Annotated in this window: 24 protein-coding genes, 1 tRNA gene and 1 pseudogene; 14 read left to right on the top strand and 12 right to left on the bottom strand. The window is 68.3% G+C overall.

All coding sequences use genetic code 11. The features are described 5' to 3' along the window. Nucleotides 1-40: 40 nt before the first annotated feature. A complete protein-coding gene (locus PMI01_RS21225; protein WP_007673986.1) occupies nt 41-667 on the bottom strand; it encodes a TetR/AcrR family transcriptional regulator in 627 nt (208 codons plus the stop codon). 97 nt (nt 668-764) lie between these two features. Between PMI01_RS21225 and PMI01_RS21220 the strand changes: the two genes are divergently transcribed. Both PMI01_RS21220 and PMI01_RS21215 read left to right on the top strand, forming a co-directional pair. Continuing rightward, nucleotides 765-2,213 (top strand): efflux transporter outer membrane subunit, encoded by a 1,449-nt coding sequence (locus PMI01_RS21220; RefSeq protein ID WP_007673984.1) that lies wholly within the window; start codon nt 765-767, stop codon nt 2,211-2,213. Between the two features lie 491 nt (nt 2,214-2,704). Further along, nucleotides 2,705-2,917 carry an antirestriction protein ArdA gene (locus PMI01_RS21215; RefSeq protein WP_007673983.1) on the top strand — a complete coding sequence of 71 codons (213 nt, stop codon included), beginning with the start codon at nt 2,705-2,707 and terminating at the stop codon, nt 2,915-2,917. 133 nt (nt 2,918-3,050) lie between these two features. Here the strand turns inward: PMI01_RS21215 and PMI01_RS21210 are convergent, their stop codons facing one another. From PMI01_RS21210 to PMI01_RS21195, 4 genes are all read right to left on the bottom strand, one after another. Next, the gene (locus tag PMI01_RS21210; RefSeq protein ID WP_007673980.1) at nt 3,051-4,130 is read right to left on the bottom strand and encodes an alpha/beta hydrolase; all 1,080 of its coding nucleotides are present in this window, start codon (nt 4,128-4,130) and stop codon (nt 3,051-3,053) included. Beyond that, the gene (locus tag PMI01_RS21205; RefSeq protein WP_007673978.1) at nt 4,120-5,334 is read right to left on the bottom strand and encodes an MFS transporter; all 1,215 of its coding nucleotides are present in this window, start codon (nt 5,332-5,334) and stop codon (nt 4,120-4,122) included. Before PMI01_RS21205 ends, PMI01_RS21210 begins: the two co-directional genes overlap by 11 nt. Before the next feature lie 82 nt (nt 5,335-5,416). Continuing rightward, nucleotides 5,417-6,325 (bottom strand): LysR family transcriptional regulator, encoded by a 909-nt coding sequence (locus tag PMI01_RS21200; protein ID WP_007673976.1) that lies wholly within the window; start codon nt 6,323-6,325, stop codon nt 5,417-5,419. Between the two features lie 174 nt (nt 6,326-6,499). Next, nucleotides 6,500-7,396, bottom strand: a complete 897-nt coding sequence (locus PMI01_RS21195; protein ID WP_007673969.1) for a LysR family transcriptional regulator — start codon at nt 7,394-7,396, stop codon at nt 6,500-6,502. Nucleotides 7,397-7,673: 277 nt separating this feature from the next. On the opposite strand from PMI01_RS21195, the gene PMI01_RS21190 reads away from it, so the two are divergent. Beyond that, nucleotides 7,674-8,408 carry an SDR family NAD(P)-dependent oxidoreductase gene (locus PMI01_RS21190; RefSeq protein WP_007673966.1) on the top strand — a complete coding sequence of 245 codons (735 nt, stop codon included), beginning with the start codon at nt 7,674-7,676 and terminating at the stop codon, nt 8,406-8,408. 108 nt (nt 8,409-8,516) lie between these two features. Next, nucleotides 8,517-9,191, top strand: a complete 675-nt coding sequence (locus tag PMI01_RS21185) for an NADPH-dependent F420 reductase (RefSeq protein WP_369744208.1) — start codon at nt 8,517-8,519, stop codon at nt 9,189-9,191. Between the two features lie 256 nt (nt 9,192-9,447). On the opposite strand, the gene PMI01_RS21180 is transcribed toward PMI01_RS21185, so the two are convergent. Next, nucleotides 9,448-9,523: transfer RNA gene (locus tag PMI01_RS21180), tRNA-Thr, on the bottom strand. A gap of 160 nt (nt 9,524-9,683) precedes the next feature. On the opposite strand from PMI01_RS21180, the gene PMI01_RS21175 reads away from it, so the two are divergent. Genes PMI01_RS21175 through PMI01_RS21160 form a run of 4 tightly spaced genes read left to right on the top strand, consistent with a single transcriptional unit; the run spans nt 9,684 to nt 13,738 of the window. Next, nucleotides 9,684-11,003: a serine hydrolase domain-containing protein gene (locus PMI01_RS21175; RefSeq protein ID WP_007673964.1), complete on the top strand. Its 1,320-nt coding sequence runs from the start codon at nt 9,684-9,686 to the stop codon at nt 11,001-11,003. 45 nt (nt 11,004-11,048) lie between these two features. Then, on the top strand, nt 11,049-12,011 hold the full coding sequence (locus PMI01_RS21170; RefSeq protein ID WP_007673962.1) for a quinone oxidoreductase family protein: 963 nt from the start codon (nt 11,049-11,051) through the stop codon (nt 12,009-12,011). Beyond that, nucleotides 12,008-12,943, top strand: coding sequence for an NAD(P)H-dependent flavin oxidoreductase (locus PMI01_RS21165; RefSeq protein WP_007673960.1), 936 nt, complete (start codon nt 12,008-12,010; stop codon nt 12,941-12,943). Before PMI01_RS21170 ends, PMI01_RS21165 begins: the two co-directional genes overlap by 4 nt. Nucleotides 12,944-12,970: 27 nt before the next feature. Beyond that, entirely contained in the window at nt 12,971-13,738 is a 768-nt protein-coding gene (locus PMI01_RS21160) for an SDR family oxidoreductase (RefSeq protein ID WP_007673957.1), read from the top strand. Here PMI01_RS21160 and PMI01_RS27970 read toward each other — a convergent pair. The 3 genes and pseudogenes from PMI01_RS27970 to PMI01_RS21150 all read right to left on the bottom strand — a co-directional run bounded on the left by PMI01_RS27970 (nt 13,722) and on the right by PMI01_RS21150 (nt 15,785). Beyond that, nucleotides 13,722-13,879 (bottom strand): annotated as a pseudogene (locus tag PMI01_RS27970) (hypothetical protein). The gene PMI01_RS21160 and the pseudogene PMI01_RS27970 sit on opposite strands and share 17 nt — an antisense overlap. A 13-nt stretch (nt 13,880-13,892) precedes the next feature. After that, nucleotides 13,893-14,747, bottom strand: coding sequence for an arginyltransferase (locus PMI01_RS21155; RefSeq protein ID WP_007673953.1), 855 nt, complete (start codon nt 14,745-14,747; stop codon nt 13,893-13,895). A gap of 138 nt (nt 14,748-14,885) precedes the next feature. Beyond that, on the bottom strand, nt 14,886-15,785 hold the full coding sequence (locus PMI01_RS21150) for a flagellar motor protein MotB (RefSeq protein WP_007673951.1): 900 nt from the start codon (nt 15,783-15,785) through the stop codon (nt 14,886-14,888). A 125-nt stretch (nt 15,786-15,910) separates the two neighbouring features. On the opposite strand from PMI01_RS21150, the gene PMI01_RS21145 reads away from it, so the two are divergent. Next, on the top strand, nt 15,911-16,765 hold the full coding sequence (locus tag PMI01_RS21145; protein WP_007673945.1) for an NAD(P)-dependent oxidoreductase: 855 nt from the start codon (nt 15,911-15,913) through the stop codon (nt 16,763-16,765). Nucleotides 16,766-16,779: 14 nt separating this feature from the next. Further along, complete coding sequence (locus tag PMI01_RS21140) at nt 16,780-17,733, top strand: SMP-30/gluconolactonase/LRE family protein (protein ID WP_007673943.1); 954 nt, start codon at nt 16,780-16,782, stop codon at nt 17,731-17,733. A gap of 8 nt (nt 17,734-17,741) precedes the next feature. Here PMI01_RS21140 and PMI01_RS21135 read toward each other — a convergent pair whose 3' ends face one another. Beyond that, a complete protein-coding gene (locus PMI01_RS21135) occupies nt 17,742-18,206 on the bottom strand; it encodes a hypothetical protein (RefSeq protein WP_007673942.1) in 465 nt (154 codons plus the stop codon). 59 nt (nt 18,207-18,265) lie between these two features. On the opposite strand from PMI01_RS21135, the gene PMI01_RS21130 reads away from it, so the two are divergent. Further along, nucleotides 18,266-18,757: a MarR family winged helix-turn-helix transcriptional regulator gene (locus PMI01_RS21130; protein WP_007673940.1), complete on the top strand. Its 492-nt coding sequence runs from the start codon at nt 18,266-18,268 to the stop codon at nt 18,755-18,757. A gap of 32 nt (nt 18,758-18,789) precedes the next feature. Here the strand turns inward: PMI01_RS21130 and PMI01_RS21125 are convergent, their stop codons facing one another. Next, on the bottom strand, nt 18,790-19,467 hold the full coding sequence (locus PMI01_RS21125; protein ID WP_007673939.1) for a uracil-DNA glycosylase: 678 nt from the start codon (nt 19,465-19,467) through the stop codon (nt 18,790-18,792). A 1-nt stretch (nt 19,468) separates the two neighbouring features. Next, complete coding sequence (locus PMI01_RS21120; RefSeq protein WP_007673938.1) at nt 19,469-20,086, bottom strand: LabA-like NYN domain-containing protein; 618 nt, start codon at nt 20,084-20,086, stop codon at nt 19,469-19,471. A gap of 14 nt (nt 20,087-20,100) precedes the next feature. Between PMI01_RS21120 and folK the strand changes: the two genes are divergently transcribed. The 3 genes from folK (at nt 20,101) to PMI01_RS21105 (ending at nt 23,533) form a co-directional block, all read left to right on the top strand. Continuing rightward, the gene (gene folK / locus PMI01_RS21115; RefSeq protein ID WP_051990007.1) at nt 20,101-20,640 is read left to right on the top strand and encodes a 2-amino-4-hydroxy-6-hydroxymethyldihydropteridine diphosphokinase; all 540 of its coding nucleotides are present in this window, start codon (nt 20,101-20,103) and stop codon (nt 20,638-20,640) included. Between the two features lie 171 nt (nt 20,641-20,811). Beyond that, nucleotides 20,812-22,860, top strand: a complete 2,049-nt coding sequence (locus PMI01_RS21110) for a M13 family metallopeptidase (protein ID WP_007673936.1) — start codon at nt 20,812-20,814, stop codon at nt 22,858-22,860. A gap of 73 nt (nt 22,861-22,933) precedes the next feature. After that, nucleotides 22,934-23,533 (top strand): YdeI/OmpD-associated family protein, encoded by a 600-nt coding sequence (locus tag PMI01_RS21105; protein ID WP_007673934.1) that lies wholly within the window; start codon nt 22,934-22,936, stop codon nt 23,531-23,533. Nucleotides 23,534-23,737 lie beyond the last annotated feature (204 nt).

Below are 23,737 nucleotides of genomic sequence, written 5' to 3'. Positions count from 1 at the left end.
ACTAATTTGTCAATTAGTCACTATCGAATTTTAGCAACGACTACGGTGCGAGGCTACGCAGGATCAGGTTGATGACCTGGGTCTGGGTCTCGGGCAGGCCGTCCAGATTGAACTCCAGCAGCAGTGGATGCATGAACGGCTGCATGGCCAGCATGATCGCCGAGCAGGTCTCGTCGATCGGGGTCTTGCGCTCGAACTCGCCGACCTCGCGGCCCTGCAGGATGATGTCGCGCAGCGTCGCCTCCATCCGCTCCAGATAACCGAGCGCCGACGGCCACTTCTCGGTCGCCGAGTTGGCGGCCAGGTCGTAGAGCAGCTTTTCCTGAAACAGAAGTTCGGTGCTCTTCGCGGTTATGGTGCTGAAAAGTTTGCGCAACTTCTCGGTCGGGGTCCGCGCCTCGGCCACGCTGGCCAGGGCGGCGGTCATGACCTTGTCCAGGCACTGGGCGCAGATCGCCTCGCCGATCGCCTGCTTGGAATCGAAGAACTTGTAGATGTAGGCCTTCGAGAAGCCGATCGCCTTGGCGAGATCCGCCACGGTCGTCTTGCCGTAGCCGAAGCGCGCGAAGTGGGCGTCGGCCGCGTCGATGATCTGCTGGCGAATGGCGTGGTCGGCCGGCCCGCGGCGGCCGGCGGGGGCGTCTGGGGGCGTGGTGTCGGTGATCATGCTCAATTAGGTAGCATCGAGGGTCCTGATTGACAACGAGTGACTGAATTAGCATATGGTCACTGTGTTCGGGAATGGGCTTCATGAGGAGATCGCGATGCGATCGGTATCGAGCTTGGCTCTGCTGGCCCTGGCCGGCGTCACGATCAGCGGCTGCGCCGTGGGCCCCAACTATGTCGCCCCGGCGTCGCCGGTCTCCGGCGCCTTCATCGGCGCGGGCGCGGTCGCCCAGCGCGCGGCGGCCCCAGCATCCATCGATCAGGCGGCCTGGTGGAAGGGCTTCAACGATCCCGTCCTCGACGCCCTGGTCGATCGCGGCCTGGCCCAGAACCTCGACTTGGCCCAGGCCGCGGCTCGGGTGACGCAGGCGCGGGCGGGACTGACGGCGGCCACCGCCGCCCTGCTGCCGTCGGGCGGCGTGCAGGCCAGTGCGACCAGCGCCCATGCCTCGACCCAGACGCCCGCCGGCCGCCTGGCGGCTAGCGCGCCGGGCTTCGACCGCGACGGATCACTCTACGAGGCCGATGCGACCGCCGGTTGGGAGATCGACGTGTTCGGCGGCCTGCGGCGCGACCGCGAGGCGGCCGCCGCGGACTATCAGGCGGCCAGGGTCGGCGTCGCCGCCGCACGCCTGTCCGTCGCGGCCCAGACGGCCGACACCTATCTGGTGATCCGCGGCCTGCAAGCACGGCTGGCCATCGCCCAGGGCCAGGTCGACACCCAGGCCCGGTTGGTCGAGACCGTCCGTCTGCAACAGAGCCGCCAGGTCGCCTCGGAGCTTCAACTGCATCAGGTTGAAGGCGCTCTAGCCCAGACCCGCGCTCAGATCCCCGTCCTGCAGGAAGGCATGGAGGCGGCGATGAACGCCCTCGACGTTCTGTTGGGCGCCCAGCCCGGCGCCACGCGCGCGCAGCTGGCCGCCGCCACGCCGGTGCCGCGCGCCCCGGCCATCGCCGAGGCGGTCGGTCCGGCCGACCTGATCCGCCGCCGCCCCGACCTGGCGGTCGCTGAATGGCGACTGAAGGCGTCGAACGCCGCGATCGGCGCGGCGGTCTCGGAATACTATCCCAAGTTCTCGCTGACCGGCCTGGTCGGCACGGCCTCGACCGCGAGCGGTTCGCTGTTCACAAGCCCGGCCAACCAGGCCCAGGGCGTTCTGGGGCTTCGCTGGCGTCTGTTCGACTTCGGTCGGGTCAATGCCGAGATCAAGGCCGCCAAGGGCCGCAACGCCGAGGTCCTAGCCGCCTATCAGCAGTCGGTGCTACGGGCCACGGCCGATGTCGAGGACTCGTTCTCCAGCCTGGTGAAGCGAGAGGACGAGGCGCGGATTCTGGTCGGCGGCGAGCAGTCGTTGTCCAAGGCCCGCACGGCGTCCGAGTTGGCTTACAAGGCCGGAGCGGTCAGCCTGATCGAGGTGCTGGACGCCGACGCCCGCTTGCTGGCGGCCCGCGACGCCCGCGCCCAGGCCGACACCGAGGCGGCCCGCGCGGCGGTGCGGTCGTTCCGGGCCCTGGGCGGAGGCTGGAGTCAGACCACGGGGAGCTGATCGCACCAGACCGGAAAGCAGACCGGCAGACGTGCGATCGCTCCGTGACAAGAGTTGAAGCGGTTACGATTTAGCTGACGCCAAGGTCCGCATTCCGGAGCGATCATTGAGGCCGCTTCTGGCGCAGCATCGACCCTGGAAAGAAGACCGCAGCACGGCGAGCTGGGGTGCTGCGACAGGTGAGAGAAGATGTCAGGCGTCGTTGGGTGGCGCTCGCGCTCGACGACCGGGCGGCGGGCGTAATTGAGGGCGGCCTTGTGGGCGCGGTTCTTCCTGGTCGCCCGCTGCCGCGGCCGCGGGCTTGGGGCTCTGCCCCCGGCGCGCTTCGGACCGGCTTCCGCCCAGCTTCGGTCGTGGTGGGAAGGTCAGGGTGCTCGGGGCCGAACGTCCTGCAGCCGGGTCCCCACGAAGCCGGCGCCTCCGCTTGCACCCCCGGGGTCTCGCCGACGGGCAAGGGTTCGTGTCGAACCCATGTCCCAACGGCGAACACCATGGCCAGCGCCTCTGAAGTCCCTGAGCCCCGCATCGATGTGGCCTGTCTGGCCGCCTGCTTCCGGGAACTGACCGAGGAAACCGCGCAGATCCCCAGACCCTTGCGCGACTACATCAACTACGAGGCCATGGCCCGTGACGCCCAACTGAACGGAGAGGTCTTCGCGATCGAGACCGCGCACGACGAAGTCCATGTCTTTTGGACGCGCTGACGAGTGCGGGAATGGTTAGTCTACGGCATATCGCTTGGCTTGATGGCGGCGGCGATCAAGCCCTGGACCATCCGACAGGGCGTAGGCGTTCGAGTTGGTCATGCCGCAACGATCGCGCCCAAGGCTGGCCGCTCTACGCGGCGAGATGCCGCCGGAAGAAATCGGTCAGCTTGGCGAACGGGATGAGGTCCACGCGGTCGTACAGATCGACGTGGCCCGCGCCCGGAACCCAGATCAGTTCCTTCGGCTCGGCGGCGCGCCGGTAGGCCTCCTGGCTGAACTCCCTGGAGTGGGCCTGGTCGCCACTGATGAACAGCATCGGACGCGGCGAGATCGTCTCGATGTCGTTGAACGGATAGAAGTTCATGAACTTGACGACGCTGGTCAGCGTCGGGTGGGTCGTGGTCTCGCGCGAGCCACCGATCGGCGTGAACTCGCCGCGCGGCGTACGGTAGAAATCGTAGAACTCGCGCTGGATAGGATCGGTGTCGGTCGTCAGCTGGTGGGTCGTGCCGCCAGTATATTCGGTCTTTCCGCCTTCGAACTCGATGTAGCGCTGCTGGGCGGCGACCGCGATGATCGCCTTGCGCCGCGCGACCGACAGCGAATGGTTCAGCGCATCGCGGCTGGCCGCGCCCATGTCGTACATGCTGACCGTCGCGATGGCCTTCATCCGGGGATCGATCTTCGCCGCGCTGATCACGAAGCTGCCGCTGCCGCAGACCCCGATCGCGCCGATGCGCTCGCGATCGACAAACGGACGCGTGCCCAGGAAGTCGACGGCGGCGCTGAAGGCCTCCGCATAGGCGTCTGACGAGACCGCGTTGCGCGGCAGACCCTCGCTCTCGCCCCAGAACGGCAGGTCGATGGCCATCGCGGCGAAGCCCTGTTCGGCCATCTTGGTGGCGTAGAGGTTCGCGCTCTGCTCCTTCACCGCCCCCATCGGGTGTCCGACCACGATCGCGGCGATCTTGGCGCTCCGATCGAGGTCCTTGGGCAAGAAGAGATTGCCCGCGACCGTCGTCTGGTACTGGGTCTTGAAGGTGACCTTGCGCACGGTCACGCGGTCGCTCCTGTAGAAATTGTCGGTGTGGTTGGGCATGGACTGGGCTTTCCCAATAGGGGACAGGGAAGCCGCGCCGAGGGTGGCGAGGCTGGCTCCGGTGAGTTGCAGCAGGGTGCGGCGATCGAATTTCGCTTCGTCAGGTCGCATGGGCGTTTCCTTGAATCTCGGGTGACTTGGCCACGCTGAAGGCCCCGGCGATGGCGGCGGCGACCAGCAAGGCGGCGCTGGCCACGAACGTGGCGCGGTAGCCGCCGGCGTCGAACAGCAGACCGCCGCCGGCCGCGCCCAAGGTGATGGCCAGCTGGATCACCGCCACCATCAATCCGCCGCCGGCGTCGGTGTCTTCGGGCAACGTGCGGGCCAGCCAGGTCCACCAGGCGACCGGCAGGGCCGTGCCGACCAGACCCCAGGCCATCAGCAGGATCGCGATGGCGGGGGCCGAGGCGCCGGCGACAAGGAGGGCCAGGGCCGTGGCCGCCATCAGCAGCGGGGCGGCGATCAGGACCCGGCGGAGGCTTTTGCCGATCGCACGGCCGATCAGGGCCGTGCCGGCCAGACCGGCGGCGCCCATCAACAACAGGACCAGCGACAAGGCCGATGCGTTCAAATGCGCAACCTGCTCGAGGAACGGCCGCAGGTAGGTGAAGAGCGCGAACTGACCGGCGAACAGCAGGGCCAGGCCAAGCAAGCCGGCCTTGGCGCGCGGCTGTTTCAGCACGCCGAGCAGGCTGGCGGACGCGCCAGGCTTGGCGCGCATCGTCGGCACGGACAGCCACTGCCAGGCGAAGGTCGCCAAGGCCAGCGGCACGACCAGGAAGAAGGCTCCGCGCCAGCCGATGAATTGGCCAAGATAGCCGCCCAGCGGCGCCGCGATCATGGTCGCCAGGGCGTTGCCGCCGTTCAGCACCGCCAAGGCGCGCGGGACATCTTTGCCGGGAACCAGCCGCATGACGGTCGCCGCCGACAGCGACCAGAAGCCGCCGATGACCACGCCGATCAGCGCGCGACCGGTCATGAACAGCAGGGCATTGGGCGCCAGCGCCACCAGCAAGCCGGATGCGCCCATCAACGCGGTCAAACCCAGTAGCAAGGCGCGACGGTCGATACCGGCGACCCGACCGATGGCCAGGCTGGTGATCACCGCGAACAGGCCGGAGATCGAGATCGCTTGCCCGGCCATGCCCTCGCTGAGGCGCAGGTCGGCGGCGATGGGCGTCAGCAGGCTGACCGGCATGAATTCCGACGCGATCAGGGTCGCGACACAAAGCGTCAGGGCCAAGACCGCGCTCCAGCCGCCACGGGCTTCGGCGTCGTCGTCGGGCAGCGGGGCTGCGGTGGCGTGCGTTGTCATGGTGCGGAAAATAGGTCTTCCGCCCGAAGGGTCGATCCGCCGCGGCCTAATCGCGGCGTTGAGGCCAGCTCATCGTAAGCCCCTAGAGACCCAGCGGACGCTGTTCGCGGATGTGCTCGATCAACAGCCGCAGTCCGGTGGGCAACTGTCGCCGGCCTGGATAGTAGATGTGAAAGCCCGGCCCCATCGGCGACCAGTCGTCGAGCACCGTGCGCAGGTCGCCGCGCAAGACCGCGTCGCGCACGCAAGGCTCTGGCACATAGGCGAGGCCCGCGCCCTGCGTCGCCAAGTTCAGCGCGAAAGCCGTGCTGTCGATCATGATCGATCCGGGCGCAACGACGGCGATCTCTTCCTCGCCATGTTCGAACTCCCAACTGTAGACGCTGTCGTCGCCGAGCCGGAACCGCAGGCATCTATGGGCGGCCAGATCGCGCGGATGCCGCGGCTCGCCGTGGCGTCTCAGATAGGCGGGCGAGGCGACCACGACCCAACGGATATTGCCGGACAAGCGCTGGGCGATCATATCCTGGGGCGCCGTGCCGCCGTAGCGGATCCCGGCGTCGGCGGCGGTGGCGACAATGTCGACGAGCTTCTCCGTAATCACCACCTCGATCTCGATGTCCGGGTAGCGTTCGGTGAAGGCGGGCAGCACCGGGGACAGCAGCAGCGTGGCGGCGTGTTCCATGACATTGAGGCGGATGCGGCCGGCGGGGTCGTCGCGATAGCGATTGAGCCCCTCGGCCGCCGCGTCGATGGCGTCGAACGGCGCCAGGATGGCGGCCTGCAGCTCTTCGCCGGCGGCTGTCAGGGTGACGCTGCGGTTGGTGCGGTTCAGCAGTCGCACGCCGAGCCGCGCCTCAAGCCCCTTCAGGGAATGGCTCAGCGCCGAGGCGCTCACCCCAAGCTCCAGCCCCGCCCGGCGGAAATTGCGGTGCTTGGCCAGGGCCAGGAAGTAGCTGAAATCGGCGAGGTCGCCGCGGCTCAAGGTCATGGACCAAGCCTGCGCTCACGAGGCTGAAGTTGGCAACTCCATTGAATCAGGCTCATCGCACGCCTCAACCGCAAACAAGGGCGATAGTCTGCCGTGCTCGTGTCGAAGTCCGCTTCCTGTCCGACTGCGGCTGTCGGCGCTCCTTTGTCGGACTCTTATGAGACCTGCCGCGCGTCAGTCGTGCGATACGGATAGTCCCGCGAGAAGCGGCGCATACGCGGCGAGCCTGCGGGATATGAACTCGGTGAAGAGCCGCACGCGTTTCGTGTTGCGCGTCTCGCCCTGCGTGAGGAGCCAGAGCGTGCCGTGCATGTGCAGTTCGGCGCCCGGAACTCTCACCAGCAACGGGTCGGCGTCTCCGACGAAGCAATTCAGCGTCGCGATGCCGAGGCCCTGCCTTACCGCGACGATCTGCGCCTGACCGTCGGTGGTCCTGAACGGAACGCCCGTGGCGCGAACCTCGCCCTCGCTGGCCCAGTCCGGGACGCCATGCTCGCTTATGACGACCCAGCGGATGGGATCCGGCGCGCCCGCACGCCACGCGGCCAGTCGATCGCGGGACATGTAGGCGCCGCCGAACAGGTCCGGGCCCTTCAGGCCGTGGAGATTGAGCGGCAGGGTCTTGCGATCGTAGACGACGCGGATCGCGACGTCGGCCTCTCGGTTGGTCAGGTTCGCCAGCGCGCCGGACGACAGGATTTCCATCTCGATGTCCGGATGCAGACGCGCGAAATCGGCGAGGTCGGGCATGAGCAGATGTGTCGCCAGGGTCGGCGCCAGCGTCACCCGCAGAAGCCCGCGCACGCTCTGGTCTCGCCCGAAGACGCGCGTCTCCAGCTGGTGCGACGACGCTTCCATCTGGCTCGCGAACTCGAGGACCTCCTCGCCCGCAGCCGTCAGGCGGTAGCCCGAAGGCAGCTTTTCGAACATCTGCGCCCCGAGGCGTTCTTCGAGCTGAGCGATGCGTCGCAGCACGGTCGCGTGGTTCACCCCAAGGCGCCCGGCGGCGGCCCGCACCGAGCCTCCGCGCGCGACGGCAAGAAAATAGCGAACGTCATCCCAGTCGATCATGGTGCGATCCGGCACCGCGGGGTGCGCTTTTCCAAAGCCCGTATCTAACACATCGAGCCGCCGTACGGGCGGCCCTCATGGCCCATGCCGACAAGCACAGCCCGATTCCGACGAGCGGACAACGATCGTCGCGGCAGGCGTCAGCTGTCCGGCCGGATCGATTTCGCACCACCGATGTGCGCGTCTCCGCACTGAACGCCCGACTCCGGCGGACCCATCTTGCAGGTCTCGGGGGCCTCCCCCGAACAACCAAAGACGAAGCCTGAAAGAAGAAGTCATGGGAAAGTTAGACGGTAAGGTCGCAGTCATCACGGGCGGATCGAGCGGCATGGCGCTGGCGAGCGCCAAGCGGTTCGTCGAGGAAGGCGCCTATGTCTTCATCACGGGCCGGAGGCAGGAGACGCTGGACGAGGCCATCAAGCTGATCGGCCGGAACGTGACCGGCGTGCGCGGCGACGCGTCCAATCTCGACGACCTCGACCGCCTGTTCGACACGGTCAAGCGGGAGAAGGGCAGGATCGACGTCTTGTACGCCAGCGCGGGCATGGGCGAAGCCGTCCCCCTGGGTGAGATCACCGAGCAGCACTTCGACGTGGCCTTCGGCCTGAATACGCGCGGCACGCTGTTCACGGTTCAGAAGGCGTTGCCGCTGTTCAGCGATGGCGGATCGATCTTCATGACCGGGTCGGTCGCTTCGGTGAAAGGCTTTCCGGGCTACGGCGTGTATGCGGCGAGCAAGGCGGCTTTGCGCTCCTTCGCCCGCACTTGGCTCAACGAACTGAAGGGCCGGAGTATCCGGGTGAACGTGCTGAGCCCGGGGCCGATCGCCACGCCGATGCAGGACCAGGTCCTCACCGAGGAAGCCAAGCGGATGTTCGAATCCCTGATCCCCCGGGGAAAGATGGGGCGTCCCGAGGAGATCGCGGCGGTCGCGCTGTTTCTCGCTTCGGATGATTCCAGCTTCGTGAATGGGGTGGAGCTGTCGGTCGACGGCGGCTTCTCGGCCATCTGAAATCGCGCCAGATCGCGGGAAGCAGCCTGTCCATGGCGGAACGACGTCCGCGCCGAACGGTCAGTCCGGCCGCGCGGACGTCGTTCACGACCAGGCGTTCACGCGAAGATCGCCACGCGGCGAAACGGATCCCCAGCGCGGTCGAGGGCCGGGGAAGCAATCAACACGCATCGGAGAAGCACTATGACCTACGCGATTGTAGGATTCGGTAAGATAGGCCAGGCCCTCGCCCACGCCTTCGCCCGCAAGAACATCAACGTGACCGTCGCGAGCCGCCGGCCGCCCGAGACGTTGACGCCGCGGGCTCGGGCGATCGGACCCACGGTCGTCGCCAAGTCGTTGCGGGATGCGCTCGAGGCCGACACAATCATCTTGGCGGTCCCGTTCGGGGAACATCGCGAGGTTGCGAAGGCCCTGCCGAGCTGGAAGGGCAAGACGGTCATCGACGCGATGAACCTGTTTCCGGTCCCTGAGGAGCTGGAGAGTCTTCCGTCCTCCGCCGTCGTCGCGAAGTCATTCACCGGCGCCAAGGTCGTGAAAGGGTTCAATCACCTGATCGCGGCCACCCTGGCGACCGATCCGGTCGTCGAGGGCGGTCACCGGGTCGTCTTTCTGTCGAGCGACGACGAGGACGCGACCGCTTCCGTGGCGGCCTTGGCCAAACAACTCGGTTTCGCACCCGTCAAGCTGGGAAAGCTCAACGAGGGCGGCGCGCTGGTGCACGCCCGCGGCCGCGCTTGGGGTCAGCTCATTTTCCAGGACCTGTTCAAGAAGGAGCCGTAACGGATCGCTGACGGATCGGTCATGCACCATTGGTAGTCGGAATCTTCAGCGAGTGGTTGCCAGCCGGGACTCGGTGTCTTGGCAGGCCGAGCTCAGCACGGGGCAATGATGCGTACAAAAGTGGAACACTCCTTCGGGACTATTCCGGGACTTTTGTCCCGGAATAGTCCCGAAGGGCCTTTTTTGTTCCCATTTTCGAGGTATTCGGCGGCGTTGGGAATCTGGTAAAATTCCCATATATATCAATATGTTGTGGTGGTGCCGGTTACAGGAATCGAACCCGTGACCTTCGGTTTACAAAACCGCTGCTCTACCAGCTGAGCTAAACCGGCCAATCCGCTGCGCCGAGCGGGGCTTCTCCTTAACCGCAAGGACGGGCGGCGGGCAAGGGCGCGTCCAAGTCCTCCCCCCGAGGAGAAGGATTTCCTATCGTCATTGCCGCTTGGCCAAACCAAGTTAAGGTGCTCTCAAACAACTGTTCGGGAGCGGGGGATGCGGGTACGGCTGACGATGGCGGCGGCGATGGCCGTCCTGACCCTGGCGGGCGGTCCCGCCTGGAGCGCCTCCGAGGCCGCGCCGGTCGCGATCCTGGCGCCCGCCGAACCGCAGGCCGCCGGCTTCTCGCCCGAACGCCTCAAGCGCCTGGACGCCTACATGCAGGGCCTGGTCGACCAGGGCCACCTGCCGGGCGCCACCACCCTGATCGCCCGCCACGGCAAGGTCGTCAGCTTCGAGACCTTCGGCAGGAAGGCGATCGACGGCGCGCCGATGACCAAGGACACGGTCTTCCGCATCTATTCCCAGACCAAGCCGGTGACCGGCGTGGCGATGATGATCCTGTTCGAGGAGGGCAAGTGGCGCCTCGACGATCCGGTCACCAAGTTCGTGCCCGAGTTCGCCGACCTGCGGGTCTACAAGGGCCAGAACCCCGACGGGACCTTCGTCACCGAACCCGCCTCGCGGCCGCCGACCATGCGCGAGATCATGAGCCACACCGGCGGCTTCGCCTATGGTCTGCGCACCGACCAGCCGGTCGAGAAGGCCTATCGCGACAGCGGCCTGCTGAGCTCCAAGACCCCGCGGGCCTTCATCGACACCCTGTCCAAGCTGCCCCTGGCCAGCCAGCCGGGCACGGAATGGCGCTACAGCGCCTCGGTCGACGTGCAGGGCTACATCGTCGAGAAGCTGTCGGGCCAGAGCCTGGCGGACTTCATGCAGAGCCGGATCTTCGGCCCGCTGAAGATGACCGACACCGGCTTCTGGCTGCCGCCCGAGAAGACCGACCGCCTGGCCGCGCTCTACGCGATCGATCCCAAGGCCAAGAAGCTGGTCGTGGCCGACAACTTCATGGTGCTGGACGTCAGCAAGCCGCCGCCGGTGGCCTCGGGCGGCGGCGGGCTGGTCTCGACCACCGCCGACTACGCCCGCTTCGCCCAGATGCTGCTGAACGGCGGCGAACTGGACGGCGCGCGGATCCTGGCTCCGGGCACGATCGCGCTGATGGCCGGCAATCACCTGTCCGACCCCGTCATGGGCGCGCCGGGGGCGATGTTCTCGCCGGCCCGCGGCCTGGGCTTCGGCCTCGACGTCGCGGTGGTCACCGACCCGGTCCGGGCGGGAACGTTGCAGGGCGAGGGGACCTATAGCTGGGGCGGGGCGGCCGGCACCTGGTTCTGGATCGACCCCAAGAACGACCTGTTCATGCTGGGAATGATCCACATCCTGGGCAAGGAAGCCGACCCGGCCCTGGCCCGCATCGACCTGGACGCCGCCACCCTGGTCTACCAGGCCCTGGTCGATCCAACCAAGTAAACCGCCCGTTTGGGCCAACGAAAACAGAAGCTTAGGGAGCGTCCCATGAAGGCCGCCGTCTATTATGAAACCGGTTCGCCGGACGTGTTCCGCTACGAGGACGTCGCCGATCCGGAATGCCACGCCGGCGGCGTGGTGATCCGCGTCGAGGCGGTCAGCATCGAGGGCGGCGACACCCTCAACCGCGGGGGCGGCCAGATGGCCGGCAGCCCGCACATCGTCGGCTACCAGGCGGCCGGCGAGATCGTCGAGGTCGGGGCCGAGGTCACCCACCTCAAGGTCGGCCAGAAGGTCGTCACCGTGAACGCCTTCGGCTCGCACGCCGAGCTGCGCAGCGTGCCCGCCCGCAATGCCTGGCCGATCCCCGACGGCTTCGACATCCGGCAAGCCTCGGCCATCCCGGTGCCGTTCGGCACGGCGCACGAGTGCCTGTTCGGGACCGGCCATCTGAAAGCCGGCGAGACCGTGCTGGTCCAGGCCGGGGCCGGGGCCGTCGGCATCGCCGCCATCCAGCTGGCCAAGCGGGCCGGGGCGACGGTGCTGGCCACCGCCTCCAGCGACGAGCGGCTGGAGAAGCTGAAGGCCTTCGGCCTCGACCACGGCATTAACTATGGCCGCGACGACGTGGTGGCGCAGGTCATGAAGCTGACGGGCGGCAAGGGCGTCGACCTGGTGGTCGACCCGGTCGGCGGCCAGACCCTGCAGGGCAGCATCCTGGCCCTGGGTTATCGCGGCCGCATCTCGCTGGTCGGCATGGCCGGGCGCGAGCCGACCAAGGTGGACGTGTCGTCGCTGATGGGCGGCAACCGCTCGCTGTCGGGCGTGTTCCTGGGGGCCGAGATCATGACCGATCGCGTCCACGACATGATCCAGCAACTGATCGACGAGGCGGCGCGCGGCGAACTGAAGGTGGTGATCGACCGGACCTTCCCGCTGTCGGAAGCCGCCGCCGCCCACGCCTATATCGAGAGCCGCCAGGCCGTCGGCCGGGTGCTGCTGATCCCATGAGTAACCGCGTCCTGGCCCATACGGGCGCCAAGTACCCCATCGTCCAGGCCCCGATGGGCTGGATCGCCCGCTATCCCCTGGCCAGCGCCGTGTCGCGGGCCGGGGGCCTGGGCGTCATCGAAACCTCGTCCGGCGAGACCGAGAACTGCAAGGCCGAGATCCGCAAGATGGCCGACAGCGGCCTGCCGTTCGGGGTCAACCTGCCGATCCTGTTCCTCAAGGACGACGCCATGCTTCGCTTCGTCTGCGAGAGCGGCGTGAAGTTCGTCACCACCTCGGCCGGCAGTCCGGCCAAGTTCATCGGGCCGCTGAAGGACGCCGGGATCGTCGTCTACCACGCCGTGCCGACCGTCGACGCGGCGGTCAAGTGCGCCGAGGCCGGGATCGACGGTCTGGTGGTCGAGGGGGCCGAGGGCGGGGGCTTCAAGAACCCCGAGGAGGTCTCGACGCTGGTCCTGCTGCAGGCGATCCGGGCCCGGGTCGACGTGCCGCTGATCGCCGCCGGCGGCATCTGCGACGGTCGCGGCATGGCCGCCGCCTTCGCCCTGGGGGCCGAGGCGGTGCAGATGGGCACCCGCTTCGTCAGCGCCGCCGAGAGCCCGGTGCACGACAACTACAAGGCCGCCATCACCGGCTCCAAGGAAACCGGCACCTGGATCCTCAACAAGAAGGCCAGCCCCTGCATCCGCGCCCTGAAGTCCGAGCGCACGCGGGAAATCCATGAGGCCGGCCTGATGCCGCCCGACGCCCTCAAGGGCATCCTCGGCGTCTATTTCGGCGGCGACATGGAGGCGGCTCCGGCCCTGGCGGGCCAGACCGTCGGCCTGATCGACGCGGTCAAGCCCGCCGCCCAGATCATCGACGAGACCGTCGCCGAGTTCTTCGCCATCACCCAACGGCTCGGCGCGCTCAGCGCTGCCAGACACTTTTGAACGTCACTCCTGAAAGACGAGACCATGATGCAGAACCTGTTTTCCCTGAAGGGCCGCGTGGCCCTGGTCACCGGCGGCTCGCGCGGCATCGGCAAGATGATCGCCGAGGGCTTTCTCGCCTACGGCGCCCGCCGGGTCTATGTGTCGGCCCGCAAGGCCGCCGCCTGCGACGCCGCCGCCGAGGAGCTGTCGGCGCTTGGCGAGTGCGTCTCGCTGCCGGCCGACGTCTCGACCCTGGAGGGCATCAACGGCCTGGTGGCGCGGATCGCCGAGCGCGAGGACAAGCTGGACATCCTGGTCAACAACGCCGGCGCCGCCTGGGGCGCGCCCTTCGACGAGTTCCCCGAGAGCGGCTGGGACAAGGTCGTCGACCTCAACATGAAGACCCCGTTCTTCCTGACCCAGGCGCTGATCGGTCACCTGCGCGCCGCCGGCAAGGACCACGTCGCCAAGGTCATCAACATCGCCTCGATCGACGGCCAGTCGGTGGCCGGCGAAGAGACCTACCCCTACGGCGCCAGCAAGGCCGGGCTGCTGCACATGACCAAGCGCATGGCCCTGCGCCTGGCGGGCGACAACATCGCCGTCAGCTGCATCGCCCCCGGCGCCTTCGCCTCGGACATGAACAAGGTGGCCCGCGACCACGCCGAGGCGGTGTCGCAGCGCATTCCGGCCGGCCGCATCGGCACGACCGAGGACATGGCCGGAACGGCGATCTTCCTGGCCTCGCGGGCCGGCGACTATGTGACGGGTTCGGCCGTGACGGTGGACGGCGGGGTCAGCTTCGCGCGGTGATCTCCCTTCCTTCTCCCCTTGCGGGAGAAGGTGGCTGCCGAAGGCGGTCGGATGAGGGGTTGAAAGTCGGTTCAGCCGCCAGCGGCGGACAGGGCGGCGCGACCCCTCATCCGTCGGCTGCGCCGACACCTTCTCCCGCAAGGGGAGAAGGAATTCAGGGCTTGCCCGGTGACGGGAAGCCCGCCAGTTCGGCCGGCTGGGCGTCGCTGAGTTCGACGCCGTCGCCCGGGCTGGCGCAGCCGACCGGCTTGGGCGGGCGGGCGCCGCGTTCGCGGGCCGACATCAGGGCCCAGCCGCCCGGCTTGAGGATTTCCAGCGGCGAGAAGCGGGCCTTGTAGGCCATCTTCTCGCTGCCCGGCACCCAGTAGCCCAGATAGACATAGGGCAGGTTGTTGATCTGGGCCTGGAGGATGTGATCCAGGATGATGAACGAGCCCAGGCTGCGCTTGACCAGGGTGGGGTCATAGAAGCTGTAGACCAGCGACAGGCCGTCGGCGAGGACGTCGACCAGCACGCAGGCGATCAGGTCGCCGGGGCCGCGGTCCTGCGAGCGCAGGCGGTACTCGATCAGATGGGTGCGGACCGCCGTGTCCTCGACCATGGCCACGTAGTCGGGCCAGGTCATCTCGGCCATGCCGCCGTCGGCGTGGCGGGTCAGCAGGTAGCGGCGCAGCAGTTCGAACTGCTCCAGCGTGGCCTCGGCCTCGACGAGGTGGCGCTCCAGGTCGGTGTTGCGGACCAGGGCCCGGCGCTCGGAACGCGAAAACACGTAGTCGCCGGCCGGGGCGCGGGCCGACTGGCAGGCGCGGCAGGTCTCGCAGGCCGGGCGGTAGGCGATGTTCTGCGAGCGGCGGAAGCCGACCTGGGTCAGGCTGTCATTGACCGTGGGGCCGTCGGACAGCGGCAGGTGGGCGAAGACCTTCCGCTCCTCGCGGCCGGGCAGGTAGGGGCAAGGCGTGGGCGCCGTCAGGAAGAACCGCAGCTGTCGCGTCGGAAAATGCTGCGTCACGGAAAGCGCCTGTTCCCTCTAGTGGTCCGGCCGGCGGATCCCGGCCGATAGCCGATTAGGGGGCATCCGCGCCGCTTGTGCAAGCCATGGGAGCGAAGGCAGCGGCATCGCGTCACAGGCCCCGGTCAAAGGCCGCCATCAGAGGCCGTCGGGCAGCACCGGTTTTTCGCGCAGCAGCACGATCGAGATGCGCCGGTTGCCGGCCAGGGTGGGGTCGTCCGCGTACAGCGGCTCGGAATTGGCCTTGCCCGACACCTGGTAGATGCGGTCCTCGTCGACGCCGGCCCCGCGCAGGATCTGGCGCGAGGCGTCGGCGCGCCCGGCCGACAGGGCCCAGTCCGAGTCGGCCCGCTTGCCGGCGGCGCTGGCGCTGGTGTGGCCCGAGATGGTGATGCGGTTGGGCAGCTGGTTGATGATCTTGGAGATGGCGCGCAGCAGGATGCGGGCCCGGTCGTTCGGCTCGCGCGAGTTCTCCTTGAACATCGAGCGGCCGTCCTGGTCGATCAGCTGGATGCGCAGGCCCTCGGGGGTCTGGTCGATCATGATCTGCTTGGACAGCTCGGCCAGCTCCGGCATTTCCTGCAGCGACTGGCGCAGCGACTGGGCGGCCGAGGCGAAGCTGTCCTGCTCCTTCTTGGCCAACGCGTCGCGCAGGGCCTGCTCGCTGGCCGAGTCGAGACTGGCGGTGGTCGAGCTCTGGCCGTCCTTGCTGGTTTCGGTCGGGGCTTCGGGGGCCATCTGCTGGATGACCGACATCTTGCCGTCGGCCTTGGCGCCGTCATCGCCCAACGCCGTGCCGCCGAGAATGCCGCCCGAGCCGCTGGTGCTGGTGGAGATCGAGGCCGGGGCGAAATAGTCGGCGATGCCCTGTTTCTGCTCGGGGCTGGTGACGTTCAGCAGCCACATCAGCAGGAAGAAGGCCATCATCGCGGTCACGAAGTCGGCATAGGCCACCTTCCAGGCGCCGCCGTGGTGACCCCCGCCGACGACCTTCTTGACCTTCTTGATGACGATCGGCTGTTCGCCGCTGACGGCCATTGTGCTTAAGCCTGCTTAACCCTGTTCTCCGGAACCTGGGGCCTGGACGTTAAAATGCCGTTGCGATCGCGGCCGCGAACGGCGATGTCGCGGGGAAGGGCGCAGGCCACGTAAGGAGTTCGACCATGAAGACGGCGTTTATCGGCCTGGGCGTGATGGGCTTTCCGATGGCGGGCCACCTGAAGGCCGCCGGCCACGACGTCACGGTCTTCAACCGCAGTCCGGAAAAGGCCGCGCGCTGGGTCGAAAAGCACGGCGGCGCCGCCAGGCCGACCATCGCCGAGGCGGTGGCGGGCGCGGAACTGGTGGTGCTGTGCGTCGGCAATGACGACGATGTCCGCGACGTCGTGGCGCAGGCGCTGCCGGCCATGGCGGAGGGCGGGGTCGTCGTCGACCACACCACCACCTCGGCCACCGTGGCCCGCGAGATGGACGCCGCCGCCCACGCCACCGGCCGGTGGTTCGTCGACGCCCCGGTGTCGGGCGGCCAGGCCGGGGCCGAGAACGGCCAGCTGACGATCATGGCTGGCGGCGACGAAGCGGCCTACGCCCGGGTCGAGCCGGTGCTGGACGCCTACGCCAAGGCCATCCGCCACATGGGACCGTCGGGCGCGGGCCAGCTGACCAAGATGTGCAACCAGATCGCCATCGCCGGGGTCGTGCAGGGCGTCGCCGAGGCCCTGCACTTCGCCAAGCGCGCCGGCCTGCCGACCGACGACGTGCTGGCGGCGATCTCCAAGGGCGCGGCCCAGTCCTGGCAGATGGAGAACCGCTGGAAGACCATGTCGGAGGGCCGGTTCGATTTCGGCTTCGCGGTCGACTGGATGCGCAAGGACCTCGGCATCGCCCTGGACGAGGCGGCCGCCAACGGCGCCCGGCTGGAGGCCACGGCGCTGATCGACGGCTTCTACCAGGAGGTCCAGGCGATGGGCGGCCAGCGGTGGGACACCTCCAGCCTGGTGGCGCGGCTAGAGAAGTAGGGCGAGAGGCAGCCATGACGTCCTACCCCACGGTCGGCCGGATCCATCGCCTGTCGCCGGCCCTCGACGCCGTGGTCGCGCCCGACGCCGCGATCCAGCAACTGGCCGAGGGCTTCATCTGGGCCGAAGGGCCGGTGTGGGTCCGCGACGGCGGCTACCTGCTGTTCTCCGACGTGCCCGGCAACGTCATGTATCGCTGGAGCGAGGCGGACGGGGTCAGCGAGTTCATGAACCCGTCGGGCTACGCCGGCCCGCCCACCGACGCCTTCGCCGAGCCGGGCTCGAACGGCATGGCGCTGGACGCGGCCGGCGACCTGCTGGTCTGCGACCACGGCAACCGGGCCCTGGCCAGGGTCGACCTGGCGACCCGCGCCAAGACGATCCTGCTCGACCGCTATCAGGGCCGGCGCTTCAACAGCCCCAACGACCTGGCGGTGGCGAGATCGGGCGCGATCTATTTCACCGACCCGACCTACGGCCTGAAGGGACGCAACGCCTCGCCGCTGCGCGAGCTGAGCTTCAACGGCGTCTATCGGCGCCTGCCGGACGGCGCGGTCGAACGGCTGGACGACGGCCTGAGCTTTCCCAACGGGATCGCCCTGTCGCCGGACGAGCGCCGGCTCTACGTGTCGATCTCCGACCCCGAGGGGCCCAGGCTGATGGTCTATGACCTGGACGCCGACGGCCGGCCTGCCGCCAAGGCGGTGTTCTTCGACGCCACGCCCCTGCGCGCGGCCGGCGGCCTGGGCCTGCCCGACGGCATGTGCCTGGACAGCGAAGGCCGGCTCTACGCCACCGGTCCGGGCGGGGTGTTGGTGATCACGCCGGAGGGCGAGATGATCGGCGTCATCGAGACCGGCACGGCGATCGCCAACTGCGCCTTCGGCGAGGACGGGAGCACGCTGTTCCTGGCCTCGAACCACACCCTGGCGCGGGTGCGGCTGAAGACGACGGGGCTGATCCGATAGGCGCTGGCCTAGGCCGGGCGCGCCAGGGCGCTGACCGCCAGGCACAGGGCGACGACGGCGCCCAGGTCGAGCGGCGTGCGCCAGACGCTGGCCCGGGTCCAGGTGATGGCGCGGGCCCAGGTCGCGGCGTCGAGGTCGCCGGCCTTCTCGAAGGCCGTGGCCCGGGGAATGAAATAGGCGAAGGACCAGACCCGCATCGCCAGGTGGCAGCCCAGGGCGATCAGCAGCCAATCCCGCGCCGCCGCGTGCCGCCACGCCGCCCACAGGGCGCAGATCAGGGCGACCTCGAAGGCGAAATGGGCGGGCATCCAGAAGCGCTTGCGGTCGATGCCGCCGCGGCTGGGCTGGATCAGGGCGGGGTTGCCGGGCCAGACGCGGTCGATCAGGACGGTCTCGTAGAAGCCGCCGCCCAGGCTGGCGGCGGCGAGGATCAGGGCGGCGAAGGCGGCGAATGGTGCGATGACGGCGGGCATTGGCCACGTCCCCTCAAGATGTTAGTTTAGTGAATAACTATCTTAGTGAGTAAGATAATATGACGAAGGCGTCAACGCCGCCGCAGGACGCGTCGCGGGAAACCTTGCTGGCGCGGCTGAACACGGCGGTGCGGGAGGCCAGCGCCCAGGGCGTGCTGATCAGCCAGGCCGTGGCCGACATCATGGGCGTCAGCACGACAGACCTCGAATGCCTGGACTTGATCCTGCTGCACGGACCGCGCACGGCGGGCGACCTGACGCGGGCCACCGGGTTGACCAGCGGCGCGGTCACCGGCCTGATCGACCGCCTGGAGCGGGCCGGCTATGTGGCGCGCGAAAGCGATCCCAACGATCGCCGCAGGGTGGTCGTGCGGGCGATTCCGGAAAACATGGCCTGGCTGATGGCCCTCTACGACCCTCTGCAGGCGGCTAGCGAGCAGCTCTATGCGGGCTATTCCGACGCCGAGCTGGCGCTGATCGTCGGGTTCATGGACAGGAACGTCGAGATGGCCCAGGTCTTCATCGCGGGGCTGAAGGCGCGGGAGGGATAGGCGCTCGAGCGGTCCGCGTCCTTCCGGGCCCGCTACTCCACCCCATCAAGATACGCCTTCACCCGGCCGAACAGGTCCTCGAACATCGGCGTCGTCAGCCGCCCGGTGTTCGTGTTGAGCCGCGAGCAGTGATAGCTGTTGAACACCCGGTACGGCCCGGCCTGGAACTCCGAGCCGTGGCCGGGAATCCCCGCCGAGGCCTTCAGGCCCAGGGCCTTGAGCAGGTTGCGGCGCGAGACGTCGCCCAGGGTGACGATGGCCTTCAGCTTGGGGAACATCTCCAGCCGCGCGGTCAGGAACGGGCGGCAGTTGTTCTCTTCGCTGGTCTCGGGCTTGTTGCCGGGCGGGGCGCAGCGCACGGCGTTGGTCACCGCGCTGCCGATCAGCTTCAGGCTGTCGTCGGGCCGGGCCTCGAACCGGCCGGTGGCGAAGCCGTACTTGATCAGGGTGTCGTAGAGCAGGGTCCCGGCATAGTCGCCGGTGAACGGCCGGCCGGTGCGGTTGGCGCCCTTGCGGCCGGGGGCCAGGCCGACGACCAGCAGCCGGGCGTCCCTGTCGCCGAACGACGGGGCGGGGCCGTTGAACCAGTCGGGATAGAGGTCCTGGTTCTCGCGGCGATAGGCCACCAGCCGCGGGCACAGCGGACAGTCGCGGGGCGGCTCGGCGCGCGAGGGCACGACCTCGCCGACGATGTTGGAGTGCTGGGCCATCCTAGTCCTCGTCGTCCCGGTCGTGGTCTGGCATGTCGCGTTCCGGCGATCGCGCCGGCTCGGTGACGAAGCGGGGCAGGGGATTGCCGCGCTGCGGGCGGCCGATGATGTTCCCCAGGTCGGCCAGGTCGACGAAGTTGTCGGCCTGGCGGCGCAGGTCGTCGCTGGTCATCGGCGGCTGGCTCTTCATCGTGGAGACCACGGTGACGCGGCGGCCCTTGCGCTGCACGGCCTCGACCAGGGCGCGGAAGTCGCCGTCGCCGGAGAACAGCACCAGGTGATCGACCGTGGCGGCCATCTCCAGCATGTCGACGGCGATCTCGACGTCCATGTCGCCGCGCCAGCGCTTGCGGCCCTGGCTGTCGGTGAATTCGCGGGCCGGCTTGGTCACCAGGGTGAAGCCGTTGTAGTCCAGCCAGTCGACCAGCGGCCGGATCGGGGAATACTCCTCGTTCTCGGCGATGGCGGTGTAGTAATAGGCCCGCACCAGCACGCCGCGCTTGCGGAACTCGTCCAGCAGCTTGCGGTAGTCGATGTCGAGGTTCAGGGCCTTGGCGGCGGAGAAGAAGTTGGCCCCGTCGATGAACAGCGCGAGGCGCTCGGTCGGGTAGAAGGTCACTGGGTCAGAATTCCTTGAAAAATCAGTTCGATCAAAAATGGCTGGATGACGTGACGGTGGTGGCGCTGGGCTGCAGCCTGGCGGGAGCTTATCCGAGTCGCGAGGCTCTGTTGGGCGCCGCGGTCGAGGCCCTGGCGTTCGAGGGGCTGAAGGTGGCGGCGTGCTCCTCGTGGTGGACCTCGGCCGCCTGGCCGGATCCGACCGCGCCAGCCTATCTCAACGGCGTCGCCCTGGTCGAGACGGCGCTGCCGGCGGACGCGGTGCTGGTGGCGCTGCACCGCATCGAGGCCCGGTTCGACCGCCGGCGCGGCCAGCCCAACGCGCCCCGCACCCTCGACCTCGACCTCGTCGCCCACGGCCGCACGGTCACGGAGGCGGGTTTGGTCGTGCCCCATCCCCGGGCCCACGAGCGATTGTTCGTGATGGGGCCGCTGGCGGAGATCGCGCCGGGCTGGCGGCATCCGGTCAGCGGACGGACGGCTGGCGACCTGGCGGCGGAAGCGACGGTCGGGACGGACGCCGCGCCGGGGTTGGGGACACACACTCACCGCTAGCACGACGGCAGGATCGCACGACGCTCAAGGGTGAGTGTGTGTCCCCGGTCGTTCCCCAACATTGCCAAACTTTAATTCGCGGCCCGCCGGCCCCGGCCCAATAGTCCGCCCCAAACTTCGCGTTGAGCGTCGTCGCGCCGCCCGGCGCGCGCGCCTTGGGGAATTTCTCTCATGTCCTTCACACGTTCGCTGCTCGCCTGCGCCGCCGTCTGCGCCCTGCTTTCCGCCGCTCCTCTGGCCTTGGCCGGAGACAGGAGCGGCGTCGACCAGACCAGCTTCGACAAGACCGTCGCCCCGGGCGCCGACTTCTGGACCTACGCCAACGGCGAATGGGTCAAGGCTCATCCGATCCCGGCCGACCGCAACAGCTACGGCAAGAGCGCCGTGATGGTCGAGGAGGCCGCCAAGCGGACGGTCGACCTGATCCAGACCGCCGCGAAAGCCGGCGGCGCGGGCGACGGCCAGAAGGTCGGCGACTACTACGCCAGCTACATGGACGAGGCGGGCATCGAGGCCAAGGGGATCGCGCCGCTGAAGGCCGGCCTGGCCCGCATCGCCGCGATCAAGGACAAGAGGGCCCTGGCCGGCGTGCTGGGCGGCAACCTGCGGGCCGACGTCGACGCCCTCAATTCCACCGACTTCTACACCGACAACGTCCTGGGCCTGTGGGCCTCGCCGGCCTTCGACGACACGACCAAGTACGCGCCGTTCCTGCTGCAGGGCGGGCTGGGCATGCCGGACCGCCAGTATTACGTGGGCGACAGCGCCTCGATGCAGGAGGCCCGGACCAAGTACCAGGCCCACATCGCCAGGATCCTGACCCTGGGCGGGTTCGCCGACGCCGAGGCCAAGGCCGCGCGGATCATGGCCCTGGAGACCAGGCTCGCCCAGGCCTCGGGCAGCCGCGCCGACAGCGCCGACGTCCAGAAGGCCAACAACAGCTGGACCCCGGCCGACTTCGTCGCCAAAGCTCCAGGGCTGGACTGGAAGGCCTTCTTCGCCGCCGCCGGCCTGTCCGACCAGCCGCGCTTCATCGTCTGGCACCCGACCATGGTCACGGGGCTGGGCCAGGTCGCCGCCGACGAGAGCCTCGACACCTGGAAGGACTACCTGACCTTCCACCTGCTGGACCACTACAGCAACCTGCTGCCCAAGGCCTTCGTCGACGAGCGGTTCGCCTTCTACGGCACGGCCCTGCAAGGCACGCCGCAACTGGCCGCCCGCTGGAAGCGCGGGGTCAATTCGACCAACGCCGTGCTCGGCGACGCGGTCGGCAAGCTCTATGTCGACAAGTACTTCACGGCCCAGTCGAAGGCCGAGGTCGCGGCCATGGTCGACACCATGAAGGTCGCCTTCGAAAAGCGCATCGACAGCCTGGACTGGATGGCGCCCGAGACCAAGGCCGAGGCCCATCGCAAGGTCGATGTGCTGAAGGTCGGCGTCGGCTATCCCGACAAGTGGCGCGACTATTCGGGGCTGAAGGTCGTGCGCGGCGACGCCCTGGGCAATTTCCAGCGCTCGGAGGTCTTTGACTACCAGACTACCCTGGCCAAGCTGGGCAAGGCGGTCGACCGCGGCGAGTGGGTGATGACGCCCCAGACCGTCAACGCCGTGAACCTGCCGATGCTGAACGGCCTGAACTTCCCGGCCGCCATTCTCCAGGCCCCCAATTTCGACGCCAGCTATGACGCCGCCGCCAATTACGGGGCGACCGGCGCCACCATCGGCCACGAGATCAGCCACAGCTTCGACGACCAGGGCGCGCAGTTCGACTCGCAGGGCCGCCTGCGCAACTGGTGGACCCCGTCCGACTTCGAGCACTTCCAGAAGGCGGGCACGGCCCTGGCGTTGCAGTTCGACGGCTACAAGCCGTTCCCCGACCTGGCCGTGAACGGCAAGCAGACCCTCAGCGAGAACATCGCCGACGTCGCCGGCCTGGCGGCGGCGCTGGACGCCTACCACGCCTCGCTGGGCGGCAAGCCGGCCCCGGTGATCGACGGCCTGACCGGCGACCAGCGGTTCTTCCTGGCCTACGCCCAGAGCTGGCTGAGCTATGCGCGCCCGGCGGCCCTGCGCCAGGCCCTGGTCACCGACGGCCACGCCCCGGCCCAGTACCGGGCCCTGACCGTGCGCAACCTCGACGCCTGGTACGCCGCCTTCCAGATCAAGCCGGGCGATCCGCTGTACCTGGCGCCCGAGCAGCGCGTGAAGGTCTGGTAGTCCGCGCCGCCTGGCCTGTCGTCCCGGGCCTCGCGCCCGGAACTCCTTTCCGCTCCTCGCATCGGGATCGTTGATGGCTGCAATCGAGGTCGATCCGGCGCGGGTCCATGAATTCGTGGACGCCGACGCCTTCCATGACTGGCTCGCGCGGCATCACGACCAGGCAAGCGAGGTCTGGATCAAGATGCACAAGGTCGGTTCGGGCCTGCCTTCGATCACCTGGGCTCAGGCAGTGCAGGTGGTGCTGTGCTGGGGATGGATCGATGGCGTCAAGAAGAGCTTCGACGACAAGAGCTACCTGCAGCGCTTCACGCCGCGCGGCAAGAAGAGCCTCTGGAGCCAGATCAATGTCGACAACGTCGCCCGGCTGATCGCCGAGGGCCGGATGACCGAGCACGGCCTGCGCGAGGTCGAGGCGGCCAAGGCCGATGGGCGCTGGGACCGCGCCTACGGCAGCGGCAAGGACATGAAGGTCCCCGACGACCTCCAGGCGGCGATCGACGCCAGCCCGAAGGCCAAGGCGATGCTGGCGCGGCTGTCGGCGCAGAACCGCTTCGCCCTGGCCTTCCGCACCCACAACATGAAGACGCAGGCCGGGCGCCGGAAGAAGATCGAGACCTTCGTCGCCATGCTGGAGCGCGGCGAGACGATCTATCCGCAGGGCAAGCGGTAGGGGCGGTCAGCGAACTTCGCCAGGGTCTCGAATGGGTGGTTTGTGGACCTTTGAAGTGTCCGCGATCAGGGACGTGCGCCCGCGAAGTCCCTCTCTCTTTGAGAGAGGGAGGGGCCCGCCGCCGCAGGCGGTGGGAGGGTGAGAGGTTTCACCGCTTCCGGAAAATCTCGATTCCTTTCGTTGATCGGCCCAAGCCGCCCGGCC

This window comes from Caulobacter sp. AP07, from assembly GCF_000281955.1.
GTDB lineage: Bacteria > Pseudomonadota > Alphaproteobacteria > Caulobacterales > Caulobacteraceae > Caulobacter.
Note: the sequence above shows the minus strand (reverse complement) of the source record. Positions and strands in the feature narration are given on the sequence as shown.